Here is a 17178-nt window from a genome sequence, read left to right on the forward strand (position 1 = left end):
TTAAACCGTACTTTGGCAATGCAAAATGCTAACCAAATTGCAGTTTCCTAAGCGCAGTGGCATACTGGAAAACGATAAATCTTCAAACTGCAACCTAGAAATCTATGAATCGCACCTTGTTTATCGGAATTCTCGTTGTAATTGGGTTGATGGTATTAGCGAGTTCATTACCGAATAGGTTCTATGGCGCGAATGATCGCAAATTTATTATTATTACCATCGCAACTTGTATAGTTTCCGCGATCGGGCTAGCAATATTTTTCAGCGTTCCCTTTTTAACCGCAAACTAAAAACCTTGCTTCGCCAGATTTTTAATACTTAGCCATATTCGGGTCAACCCCATAGGCATAGGCATCAATCCCACCAGCAATATTTTTAACATTGGTAAAGCCTTGATTAATCAGCCACTGGCACATTTGCGCCGATCGCATTCCATGATGGCATAGGACTAATGTTTCTGTATGGGGATCAAATTTCTCTTTAAAATCTGCTGCCCATTGGTCATATTCACTCAGGGGAAAGATTGAAAACCCATCAATAGCAGCAATCTCCACTTCATCCCGTTCGCGCACGTCAATTAATTGTAAAGCTGGTTGATTCTCTGAGCGATCGCCAGCCAAACGTTCAGCGAGTTCTTGGACAGTAATTTGTATGATAGACATACGCGCACAATACTCTCAAAATATCTCTTAGGTATGAGTTAAAAACCTATCACAAGTCTCCACTTTTAGCCCAAACTTAGATATTGCAGTTTCCCTATTACCGCAGAATCTGTCTAGACTAATGAGCCAACCCATCGAAGAATTGTTGCAAGATCTTAAGAGCGAAGATGAAGGTGTACGTGAGCGTGCTACTCAGGGTCTTTGGGAAATGTGGTTTATGCAAAAGGGGATGCAGGGTTTACAGGTTTTGCGCCAAAGTCAGATGATGGCGGATAGTGGCAATGTTCGTCAGGCGGAGTTAATGCTGACACAGTTGATTCATGCTCAGCCAGATTTTGTCGAGGCATGGAATCGTCGGGCAGTACTGTTTTATATGCAGGGGGATTACAAGCGCTCCATCAAAGATTGCCAAAAGGCGATCGCACTGAATCCTTACCATTTTGGAGCAGTACATGGTTTGGGTTTATGTTATGCCGCGATCGGTAACTATCACGAAGCGATCGCCACTTTTCGTAGAGCCTTGGAAATTCAGCCCTATTCACTCACCAATCAAAAATTAATTCTTGAATGCACCGCTATGTTGAACTAAAAAAAGACTCGCTTCGCGAGTCTTTTTTTTAATAGTTGCTATACCAAAGGGGAGTACGACGGACAAAGGCAAAAATACAGACTCCGATACTCATACTCAGCCATCCGCAAATGAGTGTTAGGAAAGGTAATGCTTGACTCAACGAAAGACTAGTTCCTGTGGCTCTGGTAGCAAGAAATATACTGAGTAGTAAAAGTGCAGTGCCCATTTCCCAAGGCTGTAATTTATTTCTGCGATCGCGATAATCGCTATCTAAACTATTGGGGGCGACTAATTTTAGAAAAAATCTGGCGATCGCAGGACTAACAATACAGACCCCAAGCCAAGCGATGACAGTAGCTGCGGATAATTTTGTCTCGATGGGAAAAATGATCAAAGCGAAAACACCAATAATCGTAAAGGCAGTGCCTGCCAATATCCCAGCCCCCTGTGGTAGCAATACATGGGCTAAACCCAAGCTATCACATTCAGTTTCTTGCTTAGCCAAATGAAATTCTTCACGGAGCGTTTGACCTAACTGATCGTTGTCATCATCTTTCCCCTTGATTTGATCTACTAACATCGTCATAGCCAAGGGAAGCGTGATCTCGCTACTGCTACCCGCTAATTGCATCCAACTTAATTCGCCCCCAGCTTCTTGCAGCTTGACCAATGACAATCGTGAAAAAGGACGCAAATCGATCGCATATTCTGCCGAAATGCCCCACAAACCACTAAACCGCAGATGCAAAATCTTTTCAGGTGATCGCAGTTGCACTTGCCATGTAAAGAAACCTGTTAGCCCCGTAAGTGTAAAAATAATGACGATGATTGCTCTGATACTGCTAGAAAAATCGAGCATTGTCCAAAAGAAAAAGCCAATAACAATTAATACAAGACTATTAAATTGTCGTGGTTGCTGAGCTAATGGAGAAGGACTAACTAAAACCGTTTGGTCAGAATAGGCAACAACATTTAAAGCTTCAGGATTAGGAATTGCTGGGGCAGCTTGAGCATTCGTTTTCGCAAGTTGAGATCTAAGCGATCGCAGCATCAAATTGCTAGAAATACCAATCAAAATCGCCGCAGGGACAATCCACCACATTGCCACAAAGGTTTGAGTAGTTAGAGGAGAATCATTACTAACCCCTGTGATCAAAATTAACCAATAGCTAACCAGAGCAATCAATTGCCATTGAGAGAAAACATAGTCAGCATTTTGGCGACATACTTCCACAACTGACTTGGCTGTATAGATACCAAGTAAAAAACCCAAGCTAAAAAGTAATCCTGCGATCGCTAAAAGTCTGGGATCATCTAATTGGAATAATCTCGCAATCACTCCCAACAGGATCAGAAAACCAGCAAAACCAAAGTTTGCACAAATCGGATAAGTTGCTTGCCGCCATCCCCACCCAACTTTACCTGATACCAATTGCCGTTGTGAGTGGGAAGGCGAAACTTGCATATTTACTTTTCTCTTTTCGTTAAACTGTAGCGATCGCTTCATGACGAGCAAAGATCATCCGCCCTGCGGAGGTCTGCAAGGCGCTAGTGACAATCACGATAATTTGTTTACCGAGATATTCACGACCTTCCTCGATGACTACCATCGTGCCATCTTCAAGATAGCCAATCCCTTGAGAAGCTTCTTTTCCTTCCTTCAATACCTTCAGTTCTAGCGAATCTCCAGGTAAGTAGGTGGGTCGCAAAGCTTGGGCAAGATCATTAATATTCAAAACTTCAACCTGTTGCAAGTTGGCAACTTTATTGAGGTTGTAATCATTAGTAATCAAGGTACATCCTAATTCTTGAGCGAGGCGCACTAACTTTGCATCAACGGTATGGAGATCTTCATAATCGGCGGAATGAATGGTAATGCGATCGCTATATTCTTCACGCATATTGTTGAGAATATCCAATCCTCTGCGACCACGTACACGCTTTTGATCGTTGGAGCTATCCGCGATCGTTTGCAATTCTTGAATCACGAAATGGGGGATCAACAATTGCCCTTCTAAAAAGCCCGTTTCCATCAAAGTTTGAATACGTCCATCAATGACCGTACTTGTGTCGAGAACTTTAGCTGTAGCGGTTCTTAAAGTTCCATCCGCGAGTAGACTACTTTCGACATTATTAGGATTAATCAACCGCAACAGAGCGCGTCCGTGAGTATCGGAAAGCGTCATCCCCGAATAGGCAAAGATAATACTCACTAAAATTGCAGTCAGCGGTTTGATAAAAGCAAAATCTTCAGGAATAGGGATCAAGAACAATGGCGCTAGCATCAAGTTAGCCACCAATAGCCCAAATACTAAACCAACTGCCCGCCCCAAGATTGTCTCAATCGGCAAAGCGCGGACATTGGACTCAATGCGGCGATAGGTGTTTTGCCCAATCAATCCTGCAATTAGTCCGACAAATGAACCAACCCCAAGCGTTACCCATCGAAAATTTTGGACATTGATATGCGCGATCATATCCGATGGTAAGAAATCGATGCCGTGGAAGCCCGTGCCTGCTCCCGCAAGAATGAATGTGAAGATAATAATAGCGTCAATCATAGGGCGGAACTCCGCTTAGACGAATAAATATAAGGATATGAGATCAACACAAATAATTTCTAGCCTATAGCTTTTATTGAGTTTTTGGGATACTCTTCCAACTTTCTCAATCCTTTGCATACAATTCTACACAACTGGTTCTAGCATTGGCGCAATAATTGCTTATTTTGCTGGTTTAGGGCAACCTTCACTAGATTTTTGACCATCGGGCATAATTGCACCACAAAAATTAGTTTCGGACATATAGGCTCCCGTGAGATCTGCCCCTGTGAGATCTGCGCCTCGCAAATCAGCCTTATCTAAAATTGCGCCGATCAGGTTCGCTTCACGCAAATCAGAAAGTTTGAGATCCGCAGAAAACATATTGGCATTGCGTAAGTTTGCACCTCTAAGATTCGCAAAACTTAATTTTTCACGCACGAGATCACAGCCTTCACAGGAGCGTGTTTGTAAAACTTGGCGCAGGTGTGTGGGATCAGCAAAGGCTGATTCGGTATAGCTTGTTAAGGCGATCGCACCGATGAGTCCTGAAATTGCTAAGCAGGAATTAATTAGAGTTTTCATTGTTAATCTCTGGTTGAGCTAAATGTTTTGCATTTTTTGTGACGCGACTAAGCCACGTCACAAGAAATTGGTTCCTTATTTTAACTGTGCATCCCGAAATGTTGTTTCTATAGCAAAGCAAGTTTTGCTTAAGACATAAAACCAGAAGACGAGTTGCGGCGCTTCGCGCCGCAACTCGTCTTCTAGGGTGGAGTTTTGTGAAGAGTTTTGTTATTTAGACTACATATGTTAGATGCTTGTATTCTTGCCCTAGCAATATCCTATAGCGTTTTTCATTTTGGCGTAGGCATAAAGACTCAAAGCTCTTTTTCGGCTGATTGATAAATCACGGCAAAATGCGATCGCAATCACAAGGGCATATAGCTGATATCACTGGCAAACATTGCAAAAAGTTTGATGATGATGTCATTCAGTTAACCGCTAATGGGTAAAGTTCACCCAATTGGTTGAGTTGATAGTAGGAAGTGGCGATCGCTACTAATGCTAGAAAATTCAATTATTAAGAGGTTTTTATTTTACCTACGCAAAATAAAAACCTTAAATAAAGACCAAGAGCAGAAGTTAAGTTTTCGGATTTTCGTTTTGATCTATCAATTTCATTGAACGCAGTTAGAGAAAGCAGCATCGAGGCAGTTATGAAAAACACAGTTGTCGCCACACTATTAGCCATTTCGGGTTTCGCCATTTCAGGGCTTGCTCTTGCCGCACCAGTTAATGCCCAAACCGCAATAATTGCTGCTCTCTATCAAAACCCATCTTCTCCTCAAACAGAAGTACGCTATGACAACGCTAAAGTTGATAGCAATCCAATCATCATTGCTGTTAACACCAGTCCAGAAGTCGTTACTATTGCCGAAAACTTGATGTTTGGTGATAGCTACGATCGCATCGTTACGATGAATCACTCAGATAATATAGTCTGTATGGTTAGCGGTAGAGGTTCTACTAATGGTGCTGTGACCTGTGGTCTTGTAGACCACGAATAAAAACATAAAAAAGCCTCGCAGTGCGAGGCTTTTTTATTTAGGCAATATTGGCATTATTTTTCATTTCATTGAGTTTTTGTAAGCCAAACTGAGCACGCTTAATTTGTTTCTCACATAACTCCTCAATGTCAGTACGCCCGATCTCAATCCCATGTTGGGTATCCGTTGCCCGATCAAAAAAGACGATACTATCCACCTGTTTCATGCCAATTAAGCGAAACAGCATATCGATGACGTTGTATTCACCACATTCAAGATTTTCATCATTTAACTTGAGGCGATCAATATTGGCAGGTGTGCGATCGCAATAGGCATAAATCGTCGTCTTTTCCACTTCAGGATTATCGTGATTGCTGAGAGGTGTCAGGAGCCAGCCACCCTCAATATCTTGAATGACAAAATAAACTGTGTGCTTCAGATTTTGGGCGATCGCTTTGAGTACTGATGTAATCAAACTGACTGCACTAGCAGTTTCCTCATCGGGGGTACTCTCTACGAGTAGAGCCACTTGGCGATCGAGAATTTGATCTTTAGTTAGCATTGATCTTCAAATTAACATGGTGAGCAGATCGCTTGAGCGAAGGTTTAATCATATGGGGTTGTAGCGCCTCCAATGTCTCAAATATTGCTTCACGCATTGTCACTTCTGTTTCCCGATTGAGCAAAAGATTGCAACAATCAGCGATCGCGCGTTCTTGGGCAGCAGGCAGTTGGTTCTCTTGGATATATTGCGTAATTTGTTTAATTGCAATTAATCTAGCCAGATCGTCATTTACCGTCAGTTGCGTAATCAGTTGCTCAAAGTTATCTTGCTGACGTTGGAGCCATTTACCAAAGGCTTGACGTGCTAACAGTGCCAAAACTCCTAAAGTTGCCACAAGTTGCAAAATACTGGCGGAAGCTAACCAATGGTTATCCTGAGTTGACCAAATTGTAAGTATGGTATAGGTCAAAAAGATCGTAATTGCACCGCTCGCAACGGATAGCGGCAGGTGACGATAGGGACTCTGTAAAAACTTTTGGACTCGCCATAGGATTACATTCCAGTTCCAATCCTGAATGACATATATCGCAATCATCACGGCGATGCCTGTGCTAGTAGCTGCTATTAATTGCCAATTCCAAACTAGCAATAGTACCAAAAAAATTGCCAATAAGACCCATACTGGCAAGGCTTGCTCCCGAGAAAGCCCACGAAAAAACGATCGCAGCAATTGCTGTGACTGTGAAGTTGTTGTTGAAGTTGTTTCTTGCTCTTGAAAGCGAAAGTCTTTAACCACTGTTTATCCCTAAAGACCCTAATAGCTACTGTACAGGATTTTAAGCCAAAAAATAAGAGAGACACTTTGCAGTCACTCTTATTTTTATATTTCTCCAAGAAGAGAATGGCGGCGCGAAGCGCCGCCATTCTCTTCTTGGAGTTCAAGTGATGACAGCTACTTAGCAGGTTTTTTATACATATTTTGGAGACTGAGCAAGCCTACTCCACCTGTAACCAGAAATACACCAAATAATTGAATGAACTCTAGTTTATCTCCCAAAATTGTAAATGCTAAAAATGTTGTAAATACAGGACCACTAGCACTAACTATCGAGGCTTGGGCTGCTCCCATTAGCTTTGTACCAAAACTGGTTAGTAAGTAACCACCCAAGGTCGTCAAGGCAATCAAGAAGCACATGAATACAAGTAACCCATTTAAGGAAATTGAGGCTAAGTTGAAGGGCAATGTCCCCAAACAGAGCAATAAAATGATCGCAAAGTTAATGGAAGTAAAGGAGACAGGATTGAGTTGTTTAAAACAAGCCTGTGAAGTGATGATATAGCCCGCAAAAGCGACACCCGAAGATATGGCAGCAATGATCCCCCATGTATCAGGCTTAATGCCTCCCAAGATGTTATTGGTCAGCATGATACCTAGATAGATGATGCCAATGACCAGCCACCGTTCCTTACTGGGGCGATCGCCAAATAGAAACCAAGCCATCAACACCGTAATGGTCGGGAAAATGAAAAATAAAGTTACCGCAAGACTCGGCTTTAAAATCCCTAGAGCCAAGTAAATAAAAGCGAAAGATGCAAATTGTAATAACGCACTAAAGGCAACTCGCCAGAATAATGGGCGACGACTGGGGAGTAGCAATTGCTGGAAGTCACGTAATACATCAACCCGAAAGATAGCCTTAGCTACTAACCACATAATTGGCGTAGCGAAGAGCATCCGCAATAGCAACAACATAAACGAGTTAGGGACACTTGGCTTTATCAAGCCGCCAAATTGAAAAAGTCCAAAGATATTTGAGTGAGAGAAAATTACTCTTACCAAAATATTTTGTAGAGATAAAACTACTGAAGCTCCTAAAACCAGAATAAATCCAAACCACCAGTCATTAAGACGCTTGGCAGGCTGAGCTATGGCTGGAGATGGCTCAACAGCTTCCAAAGGCTGTGTCGGATCACCTGCATAGGGACGAGTATCATTGTCATATTCCCGAAATTGAGTGCTATTCGCATTAAATTGGGGCATCTGGATTTGGCTATAGTTGCCATTGCCATTTGGTCTAACTGATGCGGTACTGTTGCCATTAGTCCCGATCACCCCCGTAAAATTTGGTGTCCCCGTAAAATTTGAGATGGGTGGGTTGCCTCCTGTCCCACCATAGCGATCGCCTGAAGATCGTCGTAAATATTCATCAATTCTTTCTACCAGAGCCGACAGCATTAATTCACCTTGCTGACGCTGGGTATACATTCTTTGCATTTGATCATCAAGATCACGCTGATAGGTATCTACATCCCGTTGCAAGGATTGAAATGTAGTCCGAATGGCGCTGTCAAGGTTGAGCATTAGTTGCTCAAAATTTTGTGAATGATCATTAAGGACTTGCGAATTAGTAACGATCACATCATTTTTGAGGTGATAGGTGATCGCTTGAGCAAGTTGCTCGATCCATTGCTGTCGCTGAATTTCCTGTTGATTCATCCCCTGCTGAGCAACAGTTAGTACCTCTAGCTCCTTGCGTTGAGACTGGAGACGTTGAATATCATCAGTTAAGGCATTCTTTTGGGCTTGTAAAATTAAAATTTCACGGCTGAGCTTACCCAAGATATTTGCCCGCAGATCTGACAAGTCCTTGGTGACTCCTGCGAGGGTCTGCTCGTAATTACTATTACTACGAATATTATTGCTCTCCATTGAAGAAATCACCTCGTAACAATGCCATCTGAAATAACGGTAGGGACTATGGTTGGCACTACTTTTTTTATTGCTTGTTGAATTGCTTGAGCTTGGTTGCGTCTAGTTTGCGAACTTTATAACACTAATTTGAGCATCTGGCATATTTTGTTTTGTTTGTTTATCAGAAAAATCGGTGCAACTAAACAAGGTTAGTTAGGGGCAAGCTCTTAAATTTTAGGTTTCTAATGAATCCAAATTTTTGCAGCTTAGCTGCTATATAAAAAAATTGGGTTCATTGTTTAAGCTCTAGCAGTAGAAATTTCCCTTGAGGCTGCCCATTGACTAATATCTTGACGATTGATGGCGGCTGCCATTAGGTCAGGGAAGAGGTCTGGGGTGCAGGCAAAGGAAGGCACACCAAAACTGGCGATCGCGGCTGTATTGTTGTGATCATAGGAAGGCGCACCATCGTCATTTAGAGCTAATAGGGTAATAAACTGTACACCCGAAGCTACTAAAGTTGCAATTCGCTTCAGCATTTCCTGATTATTGCCACCTTCGTACAGATCGCTAATTAATACAAAAATTGTTTCGTGAGGCTGACGGACTAAACCTTGGCAATAGGCGATCGCCTGATTTATATCTGTTCCTCCTCCCAATTGTGTGCCAAAAAGAACTTCCACTGGATCTTGCAGTAATTCCGTTAAATCAACCACAGCCGTGTCAAATACCACCATACTCGTTTTGACCGCAGGTAGGGTGGCTAAGACTGCACTAAAAATTCCTGCATAGACGACGGAAGTTGCCATTGAGCCGCTTTGATCGACACAGAGAATGATATCTCGGAGAGAGGAGCGCTTACGACCATAGCCGATGCGCGTTTCAGGAATGACGGTGCGGTATTCAGGCTGATAGTTTTTGAGGTTAGCGCGAATGGTACGATGCCAGTCAATTTCATTGTGGCGAGGACGACGATTGCGGGTAGCACGATTGAGACTGCCTAATACAGCTTGCCTTGTGGGATTTTCTAATTTCCTTTGAAGTTCCTCGACTACTCGCCTTACGACTATCCTTGCAGTCTCTTTGGTTTTACTAGGCATAATGCCACTGAGGGATAGAAGATTGGAGACGAGATGCACATCTGGCTCGATCACTTCGAGCATTTCGGGTTCTAATAGCATTCTCTGCAAGTTCAGTCTTTCTAGAGCATCCTGCTGCATAATCCGCACTACAGAAGTCGGAAAGAATGTACGAATATCACCTAGCCATCGGGCAACTTTTGGCGATGAACTGCCTAATCCCCCTTTCCGATCCTGTGAACCATCAGCACTTTCGTCATTGCCATACAAGGCTGCTAATGCTCCATCCATAGCTGAGTCGCGATCGCTAAGACATCCACCACCAATCCCATCAGCTACACCTCCACCCAAAATCAATCGCCATCGACGCAGTCGTTCAGTAGCACTTTGTTGGTCTTTAACTGACATTTGCTTACCCCACTAAGTTTCAAGTTTATAGTGCAATGCTTCTGGCGTTTACTAATTTAGATTATGCCTCCATAAATTGCGAGTTTCTCATGACTAATCCATGCCCAAAGTTGATCGCCATAGGAGAAATACCACCATTCATTTGGATGTCTCACAAAATTGCTATGGTTCATTACCTCGTTTAATAATTGGCGATCACTATGAAATTCCATCTCTTGCTTATCACTAGAATTAGCAAAATAATCTGGTAAAGAGCGATCGCCTTATTTTTCAAGAGTTCTCATTCTAATCTTGTCTTCTTCAATAACACTGAAATGTCCATGCCAGTCATCGCGCATGGCAATCACTCTAGAAACTTTTTCAGCTACTGCTGCTCCAGATGGTGCTTTAATCCTAAATAAAATAATGCCAATAGTAGCAGGCAATTTTGAACGAAAAGCCAATTCTCCAAAATCTTTGTCAAAGGTTAAAAGAATGCGATTTTCTACTTGAGCGCGATTCAACACTTCTGGGTCAGAGATGCCAGGAGATTCTATTCTAATCCATGCAACATCATGTCCGTTTTGACGTAACGCTGCAACAGCATCAAAGGGAAAATTTTCGTTAGCAAGAAATCTCATAAATTAAGTAGAAATAGCATAGACTTTTTCGGATTTAAGAGCAGCACTGGCATAGCTAAGACAAGCTTGTATATCCACAACAGTTATACCTGGATAATTTCGCAAAATTTCGTCAATACTCCAACCTTGCGCCAGAAGATCAATGATAAATTCAACAGCCAGTCTTGTTCCTTTAATGATTGGCTTGCCAACTAAAATATTAGGATTAACAGTAATTCGAGTTTGCCATTCCATAATTTAAGGCGTGTAGTCTAACACCATAAATATAGCGTTTCTGTTAAATATAAAGCCAAATAATCTCTACACTTCTCCCAAAATATTGAACTATCTAAACTCCTCCATAAATTGCGAGTTTCTCATGACTAATCCATGCCCAAAGTTGATCGCCATAGGAGATCATAGGGATGTCGCACAAAGCCACTATGGGGCATTACCTCGTTTAATAATTGGCGATCGCAATAATCTACTGATATCGCTCTAGAAAATCCAATGCTTGATTTCGTAGATCATAATATTCTTTAGACTCTCGCAATTCATGGCGATCGCGAGGACGTGGTAAGGGGATATCTAGCACTTTCCCGATAGTTGCATGGGGGCCGTTCGTCATCATTACCACACGATCGGACATGAAAATCGCCTCATCAACATCGTGGGTAATCATCATTACCGCTTGGCGATGGTTTTCCCAAATATCTAAAACTTGCTGTTGTAATTTAGGTCTGGTCAAGGCATCTAGCGCTCCAAATGGCTCATCTAATAGCAGCATCTTGGGACGAGTCGCTAAGGCGCGAGCCACACCAACTCTTTGCTTCATTCCACCAGAAAGTTCATGAGGATATTTATCGGCGGCGGCAGTGAGATTCACCATTTCGATATGTTCATTTACGATCGCAATTTTTTCTTCACGACTGGCGGTTTTGAATACTTCATCTACTGCCATACGGATGTTTTCTTTTACTGTCAACCAAGGCAGCAACGAATAGCCTTGAAAGACCATCATTCGCTCTGCTCCCGGTTTACGAATCATCTTACCTTCTAAGGTAACTGAACCTGATGTCGGTTTCTCTAACCCTGCGACAATCCTTAAGAGAGTCGATTTACCACAGCCTGAGTGACCAATCACCGAGATATATTGCTGCTCAGCGATCGCAAGGTCAATGCCATCAAGCACCACAAACTGACTACCATCAGGTTTGCGAAAGGTCTTGACGACATTTTCGATCGCTAGAAATGTCTTGTCTTGGGGATGATTAGAATTGAGCGATGGTTGAGTAGTCATAAAAAATATTATGCAAGATTATGCAAGGAAAAATTATGCAAGGGAAAAGGATTGGGGAGCATTTGCTCTAATTTCAAAGCTGTTCAGATAGCCAATAGGATTGCTAGGGTCAAAGGATTTGCGATCAATAAAGGCTGAAGCAGGTTCCACTTTATAATCATCCGATGGACATTTAATTCCCATTTCGGCAGCAATTTCTCGATACAAATCTGTTCGCCATGCTTGACGGGCGATCGCTTCAGCATTGTTCGGGAATTCAGGGATTTGTCCCCAACGGGCTGATTGAGTCATCAACCAGAGGCTCTGGGATTGCCATAGAAAAGGGCTTTGTTGCATGAATAAAAAGAAGCCAAAAGATGGAGGATCTTAGAAAATTAACGAACAACAGGAGAGGAGAGAGGTTTAGCCAGTTGAATCATGCGATTAAGAGCAGCACATTTGATGAACAACTCAACCGCCTGATTGTCAAATTTACGAGAACATAAAGTAGCACCAAAGATTTTTTTGAAACGAAACATCGTAGTTTCTGCCAAAGAGCGCCGATGATAACCTGAGTCACGTTTCCATTTTTTACGCCCATGTTTACGGATATAACGGAGATTTTGGTCACGCGGATGTGGTGGAGCATTGGTATTGCCATGCTGCCAGATTTTGGCATCTTTGCGCGGAGGAATCACGGCTTTAGCACCATGTTGGGCAATCTCGTCATAACAATGACGATGGTCATAAGCTCCATCTGCGGAAACTTGAGCAATTTCAGCATCAATCGCATCGAGAATATCGGCGAGTACTTCTCCATCGTGGCAATCATTCGTGGTGACGACCGCAGCCAGTATTTCTCCTGTTGATTCATCGGCTCCTAGGTGTAATTTGCGCCATGTCCGTCTCTTACTAATTCCATGCTGCCGTGTTTTCCATTCCCCTTCGCCGTATACTTTGATCCCTGTCGAATCAACTACTACATGCACTGCTCCCTGTTTCGGGATTACTGGTAAGGTCACACTTAAACTTGCTGTCCGTCTTGACACGGTGCTGTGGTCTGGTACTGGTAAATCTATTCCCATCAAGGCAAATATTGACTCTAACAGTCCTTGCGTTTGTCTTCCTGCTTGCTGATATACCGCTTTGACCGTGATAAATGTCGCTATTGCTATATCACTGTAATCTTTGGAAGCTCCCCGTTTGCCACTTAATGTTTGATTTAACCATCCTTCAATTACTTCTTCGCTCATCCAAAAAGTCAGGCTTCCTCTTTGTTTTAGCCCTGCGTTATACTCTGTCCAGTTGCGGATCTCATGTTTCTGTGTCATTTGCTGGGACTCCATCTCCTGATTTTTATCTAATTTACCTTCTCTTCCCCTTTTTATGCAACAACGCCATAGAAAAGTGGAATGATCGTGGGCAATCTCAGAAACAGAGGAAGGCATTTCAAAGAAAAGAGTTGTCTCCATGCTATTAGTGATGCGCGGTTGATTATCAAATCCACCGTAGTTATAATTTCCTAAAATTGCAGGTTTTGTATATTTAACATTTGCTCCTGTAAAGGAACGTTGAGAGATGATTTTAGCAACTTCTTCACGATGGGAAGCTTCGCTGCAATATTGACAGGCTTCGATCATCGCTTTTACTAGCGAGCGGTAAGTTTTGGGATAATTCTGAATGAAGGATTCGCGCACGGCTAATAAGCGATCGGGATGACCATGCCAAATTTCTCGACCTTGAGCAAAGGTAAAGCCTACGCCTTCATTACCTGCGATCGTTCGCGTATTCCAAGGCTCTGCAACCATATAGGCTTGAATTGTTTCCATTCGCATATTGCTCACCATTTGTGGTGGTGGGGTAATAATGGAACGTAATTCGGCAACGGGATTGATACCAGATGCGGAGAGCAGATAGCGAATGAAATATTCATAGATCGCAGAACTCAGAACCGTTGCCCATACCCGATCCTCAATAGGTGCAGTCTGCCAATAGTTTCGCAAATTTTTCCCAAATCTCTCTAAGTCTCCATTATAGGTAGATAAGGGACGAATACCTGCTTCCCACAGCTTGCGATTGAAGGTGATTGCATTGCCATGACGATGAATAGTCATCGCCGCACAAAGGGGAAAGTGGCGTGCGCCTTCCGCGCCAGTTCGGGCATTGGTGACAGCACCCGATACGACAGGGGAGGCATCTAAGCGCCCGAAAATAATCCCATCACGGGAATTTGCCCAGCTAGCTTCTCGACTGAGCGTAACGTTTAGTCCATACTTCCGAAAGAATCCTTTTTCCCATGCGATCGCAAAGGGAGCGCAATCGTTAACGGGTACAAATCCGACAGTTAAGTTAGGTTTCTCTAAGCTGGCGGGATTAATGATGTGTTCTACAGCCAACGCTGTTTCCGATAGTCCCGTTGGATTTCGTCCTTGCTCTTGAGCGCAAGCGGAAAAGGCGATCGCTGAGGCAGTAGCGGTCATTCCCTTGAGAAATGATCTTCTTGTACGTGGTGTGTACATGAAAATCTCCTAAGCTTAAGATTGTATAGGGCGACGAGTCATGATTGCTTGCAATTTGGCGAGGGCATAGTCCAAAATCAACCCCGTTACACCAATCACAAAGACCGCCAAAAATACGGAACTCACATTCAATCGGTTCCATTCATCCCAAACGAAGAAGCCAATTCCAATGCCTCCCGTGAGCATTTCTACCGCCACAATCACCAGCCATGCAATCCCCAAACTGATGCGTAAACCTGTAAAGATATAGGGCAAACTAGCGGGTAAAATCACCTTAATCAACTGCTTCCATCGAGGCATTTCTAAAACTTGGGCAACTTCCAAATAGTCTTTAGGAACATTACTAACACCTTCAGCCGTGTTAATGATCGTAGACCAGAGGGAAGTAATAAAAATCACGAAAATCGCTGAAGGTTCCGCCGCATTAAAAATTGCTAAGGCGATCGGCAACCATACAAGGGGAGAAACGGGCTTAAACACCTGAATAATTGGATTAATTGCTAACCAAGCATGGCGCGATAACCCAATCCAAACACCAACGGGAATGGCAACGATCGCCCCCAAGGAAAAGCCAATACAAACTCGACGGAGGCTCGCTAGGAGTAAACCAACCAATGCCAATATCTCCCGGCCCGCGCCGATAAAATGGATTTAAAATAAAATCTAAATTCTTGGCTAAGGCTTCTGGCGGTGTGGGCATCATTTCATGGCGAAATAAAGCGATCGCCCACCATAGGGCAATCACTCCCGCAAAGCCAGCGATCGGTAGCAAAACATTAGCTTGAAACAAGCTGCGAAAACATCTATTTACAATAGTGCGAACCTTAGCGGCTAAACTCATCAAAACCATAATCTGTAATATCTTGTTTCAGATTGATCGCTACAATTTTGCCATGATTATCTGTTTCAACTTGTGGACGAATTTGATTCTGGTAAATCAGATCGCCAAGTTGGGCAAATTCTTCTTTACTATAGCGAGGTTGACAGATTGCCATAATTCTTATTTCTCCGCGATCGCACTTTAATTTAGCATTATAACTAATCAGAAACTACTGCAAAGAAATCACTATCATTGCATGTAAAAGTTAAAATCCTAGGATCTTCTCAGATATTTTAGTTTCCCTGAACTTCTTTGATAACTGCCTCAACATCTATAACTTCAGCCACCCTTCCATAAATAGCCACAATAACTTCGGAAAGACTGTTACTATTAGAGTTACTAGATAGATCTTGGATAATTTGTGAAAGCATTATCTGTAATGCTTCTATAGCAGGGAACCTCCCTGTTCCAGTACCAAGTAACGGAAAAGCAATACTTCGATAATTACCATGATTGGCTTTTTCTATACAGGTGTGTATTACTTTTTGAATAACTGGTTTAGAAAGTCTTTCTCCAGTATTCAAGTCAATAACTACTCCATGAAAGATCTTTTGAGCAGGTAGTTTTCCAGCATTAGTAACTGCAACATCTCCTAAAGATAGAGGAATCAACTTTTGTGCTTCCGAATAAATATCTCCACCTCCAACAGAGCGAAGTCTATAAGAAACACCACCTCCCATACTTAGGTAATTATCATCTGAACTGACGATGATATCAGTTACCAGATTAGTAATTTCACCTTGATAAATTCTTATCAATCTACCATTAACAGCTAATTCCCCTATAAATAGACCTCCAAACTCATACTGATTTATCCTCTTGAAAGTTACTTTTTTGGAAAAATCTGATTGACTAATATTCTGATTCCTAAAATCTTCGATTAACTTGTGTAATTCTCTTATTTCGTCTTCTTGACGACGTAATTGTATTGTATATTCATCAATTGCTTTCTGTGCTCTTTTACTATCTTGGCGACCACGAGCCAGCTCTAACTCATTTTGAAGTGTTTGAATTAATTGATTCTTATCTTGAATTAATAGCTCTGCATCTTTCTCAGGTTCAGAATCAGAACGATCAATAGCAATTTTTAAACTTTCCAAATTTTCTCTCTGAGCTTTTAAGGCATCGCTTTGTCCCTGTAGCAATTTCTCTTCAAAAGCCACATAGGCTTTAGGGTTTTCTTGCTTTAATCTCTGTTTAGTCTCCAAAAGTTTATTTTCAGCTAGCTGCTTCTCAAGTTGTATTTGCTGTTGAAGAGGAGCAACATTAATTCCCCCAGATACAACTTCTATAAATGAATATGATATTTGACCAAACCTATGATAACTACTATGTGGATCTAAATCTTTAGTGTTTTTCCAAATAATATATAGAGCGGTTACACTAATAAATAATCCCAACCATCCAATAACTACGCCAAATAAATATCCTTTAAAAAAATCATATTTCTCAGTCGCTAATAAGAACTTATCTATAATTGGGCTTATTGTGCCTCCTCCAATGACTATAATAAGTCCTCTATATCGTTGTGATTCCGAGATGTCTTTGACATCAGTTGAGGTTCGCCAACTATCAAGATAAAAAGTCATACCTGCAATCATGCCGACAAACAAAGAAATGATTGATGTTTCGGGAATCATAGCTATCTCGCGATAATAAAGCAAATAGTGCAGGTAGATAAGTAATCAATTCCACTTTAACAGGTTTGTCATTCAATCTCCCTATAAAGCGTAAATTTCTTATTGCTAACTGATATTCACGGGCGATCACTATAGAAAAGATATCACCATTCATAACACTCATTGATACTTCTTTGAAATCTACTATAGATTATTAATTGGTTTAGTAATTAGCGATCACGATAAGGTTCCATGTCTAAAATATCAAGAGAATT

The 17178-nt window shown here is 42.0% G+C and carries 18 protein-coding genes and 3 pseudogenes; 3 read left to right on the forward strand and 18 right to left on the reverse strand.

What is annotated here, in order from left to right:
- The first annotated feature begins 104 nt into the window (after nucleotides 1-104).
- Complete coding sequence (locus tag HC246_RS00375) at nucleotides 105-290, forward strand: hypothetical protein (protein ID WP_126386493.1); 186 nt, start codon at nucleotides 105-107, stop codon at nucleotides 288-290.
- 21 nt (nucleotides 291-311) lie between these two features.
- Here HC246_RS00375 and HC246_RS00380 read toward each other — a convergent pair whose 3' ends face one another.
- Nucleotides 312-662, reverse strand: a complete 351-nt coding sequence (locus HC246_RS00380; protein WP_169361659.1) for a rhodanese-like domain-containing protein — start codon at nucleotides 660-662, stop codon at nucleotides 312-314.
- Between the two features lie 121 nt (nucleotides 663-783).
- On the opposite strand from HC246_RS00380, the gene HC246_RS00385 reads away from it, so the two are divergent.
- Nucleotides 784-1251 (forward strand): tetratricopeptide repeat protein, encoded by a 468-nt coding sequence (locus tag HC246_RS00385; protein WP_169361660.1) that lies wholly within the window; start codon nucleotides 784-786, stop codon nucleotides 1249-1251.
- A 28-nt stretch (nucleotides 1252-1279) separates the two neighbouring features.
- Here the strand turns inward: HC246_RS00385 and HC246_RS00390 are convergent, their stop codons facing one another.
- The 3 genes from HC246_RS00390 to HC246_RS00400 form a co-directional block, all read right to left on the reverse strand.
- The gene (locus HC246_RS00390; protein ID WP_169361661.1) at nucleotides 1280-2698 is read right to left on the reverse strand and encodes a hypothetical protein; all 1419 of its coding nucleotides are present in this window, start codon (nucleotides 2696-2698) and stop codon (nucleotides 1280-1282) included.
- Nucleotides 2699-2717: 19 nt separating this feature from the next.
- A complete protein-coding gene (locus tag HC246_RS00395) occupies nucleotides 2718-3794 on the reverse strand; it encodes a PIN/TRAM domain-containing protein (RefSeq protein WP_169361662.1) in 1077 nt (358 codons plus the stop codon).
- Between the two features lie 162 nt (nucleotides 3795-3956).
- Nucleotides 3957-4358 carry a pentapeptide repeat-containing protein gene (locus HC246_RS00400; RefSeq protein WP_169361663.1) on the reverse strand — a complete coding sequence of 134 codons (402 nt, stop codon included), beginning with the start codon at nucleotides 4356-4358 and terminating at the stop codon, nucleotides 3957-3959.
- A gap of 635 nt (nucleotides 4359-4993) precedes the next feature.
- Between HC246_RS00400 and HC246_RS00405 the strand changes: the two genes are divergently transcribed.
- Complete coding sequence (locus HC246_RS00405; protein ID WP_169361664.1) at nucleotides 4994-5344, forward strand: hypothetical protein; 351 nt, start codon at nucleotides 4994-4996, stop codon at nucleotides 5342-5344.
- Nucleotides 5345-5381: 37 nt separating this feature from the next.
- Here the strand turns inward: HC246_RS00405 and HC246_RS00410 are convergent, their stop codons facing one another.
- The 14 genes and pseudogenes from HC246_RS00410 to HC246_RS00475 form a co-directional block, all read right to left on the reverse strand.
- Nucleotides 5382-5885, reverse strand: coding sequence for a hypothetical protein (locus HC246_RS00410; RefSeq protein ID WP_169361665.1), 504 nt, complete (start codon nucleotides 5883-5885; stop codon nucleotides 5382-5384).
- On the reverse strand, nucleotides 5875-6624 hold the full coding sequence (locus tag HC246_RS00415; protein WP_169361666.1) for a hypothetical protein: 750 nt from the start codon (nucleotides 6622-6624) through the stop codon (nucleotides 5875-5877). The genes HC246_RS00410 and HC246_RS00415 overlap by 11 nt, the downstream gene beginning before the upstream one ends.
- A 156-nt stretch (nucleotides 6625-6780) precedes the next feature.
- Nucleotides 6781-8538: a DMT family transporter gene (locus tag HC246_RS00420; protein ID WP_169361667.1), complete on the reverse strand. Its 1758-nt coding sequence runs from the start codon at nucleotides 8536-8538 to the stop codon at nucleotides 6781-6783.
- A gap of 281 nt (nucleotides 8539-8819) precedes the next feature.
- Nucleotides 8820-10007, reverse strand: coding sequence for a VWA domain-containing protein (locus tag HC246_RS00425; protein ID WP_169361668.1), 1188 nt, complete (start codon nucleotides 10005-10007; stop codon nucleotides 8820-8822).
- A gap of 56 nt (nucleotides 10008-10063) precedes the next feature.
- Nucleotides 10064-10219 carry a M15 family metallopeptidase gene (locus tag HC246_RS00430; protein WP_169361669.1) on the reverse strand — a complete coding sequence of 52 codons (156 nt, stop codon included), beginning with the start codon at nucleotides 10217-10219 and terminating at the stop codon, nucleotides 10064-10066.
- Nucleotides 10220-10270: 51 nt separating this feature from the next.
- On the reverse strand, nucleotides 10271-10627 hold the full coding sequence (locus tag HC246_RS00435) for a DUF5615 family PIN-like protein (RefSeq protein WP_169361670.1): 357 nt from the start codon (nucleotides 10625-10627) through the stop codon (nucleotides 10271-10273).
- Nucleotides 10628-10630: 3 nt separating this feature from the next.
- A complete protein-coding gene (locus HC246_RS00440) occupies nucleotides 10631-10861 on the reverse strand; it encodes a DUF433 domain-containing protein (RefSeq protein WP_169361671.1) in 231 nt (76 codons plus the stop codon).
- Between the two features lie 229 nt (nucleotides 10862-11090).
- Nucleotides 11091-11906: an ABC transporter ATP-binding protein gene (locus HC246_RS00445; protein WP_169361672.1), complete on the reverse strand. Its 816-nt coding sequence runs from the start codon at nucleotides 11904-11906 to the stop codon at nucleotides 11091-11093.
- A 33-nt stretch (nucleotides 11907-11939) separates the two neighbouring features.
- A pseudogene (locus tag HC246_RS00450) lies at nucleotides 11940-12233 on the reverse strand (twin-arginine translocation pathway signal protein); the annotation flags it as partial.
- Between the two features lie 47 nt (nucleotides 12234-12280).
- Nucleotides 12281-13216, reverse strand: coding sequence for an IS5 family transposase (locus HC246_RS00455; protein WP_169364403.1), 936 nt, complete (start codon nucleotides 13214-13216; stop codon nucleotides 12281-12283).
- Nucleotides 13217-13279: 63 nt separating this feature from the next.
- Nucleotides 13280-14404: pseudogene (locus tag HC246_RS00460) on the reverse strand (CmpA/NrtA family ABC transporter substrate-binding protein); the annotation flags it as partial.
- Nucleotides 14405-14419: 15 nt separating this feature from the next.
- Nucleotides 14420-15254 (reverse strand): annotated as a pseudogene (gene ntrB / locus HC246_RS00465) (nitrate ABC transporter permease).
- Entirely contained in the window at nucleotides 15229-15399 is a 171-nt protein-coding gene (locus HC246_RS00470; protein WP_169361673.1) for a hypothetical protein, read from the reverse strand. The pseudogene ntrB and the gene HC246_RS00470 overlap by 26 nt, the downstream one beginning before the upstream one ends.
- Before the next feature lie 118 nt (nucleotides 15400-15517).
- Entirely contained in the window at nucleotides 15518-16924 is a 1407-nt protein-coding gene (locus HC246_RS00475) for a macro domain-containing protein (protein ID WP_169361674.1), read from the reverse strand.
- Nucleotides 16925-17178: the final 254 nt, after the last annotated feature.

The sequence above is a fragment of the Pseudanabaena yagii GIHE-NHR1 genome, from assembly GCF_012863495.1.
Classification (GTDB): Bacteria; Cyanobacteriota; Cyanobacteriia; order Pseudanabaenales; family Pseudanabaenaceae; genus Pseudanabaena; species Pseudanabaena yagii.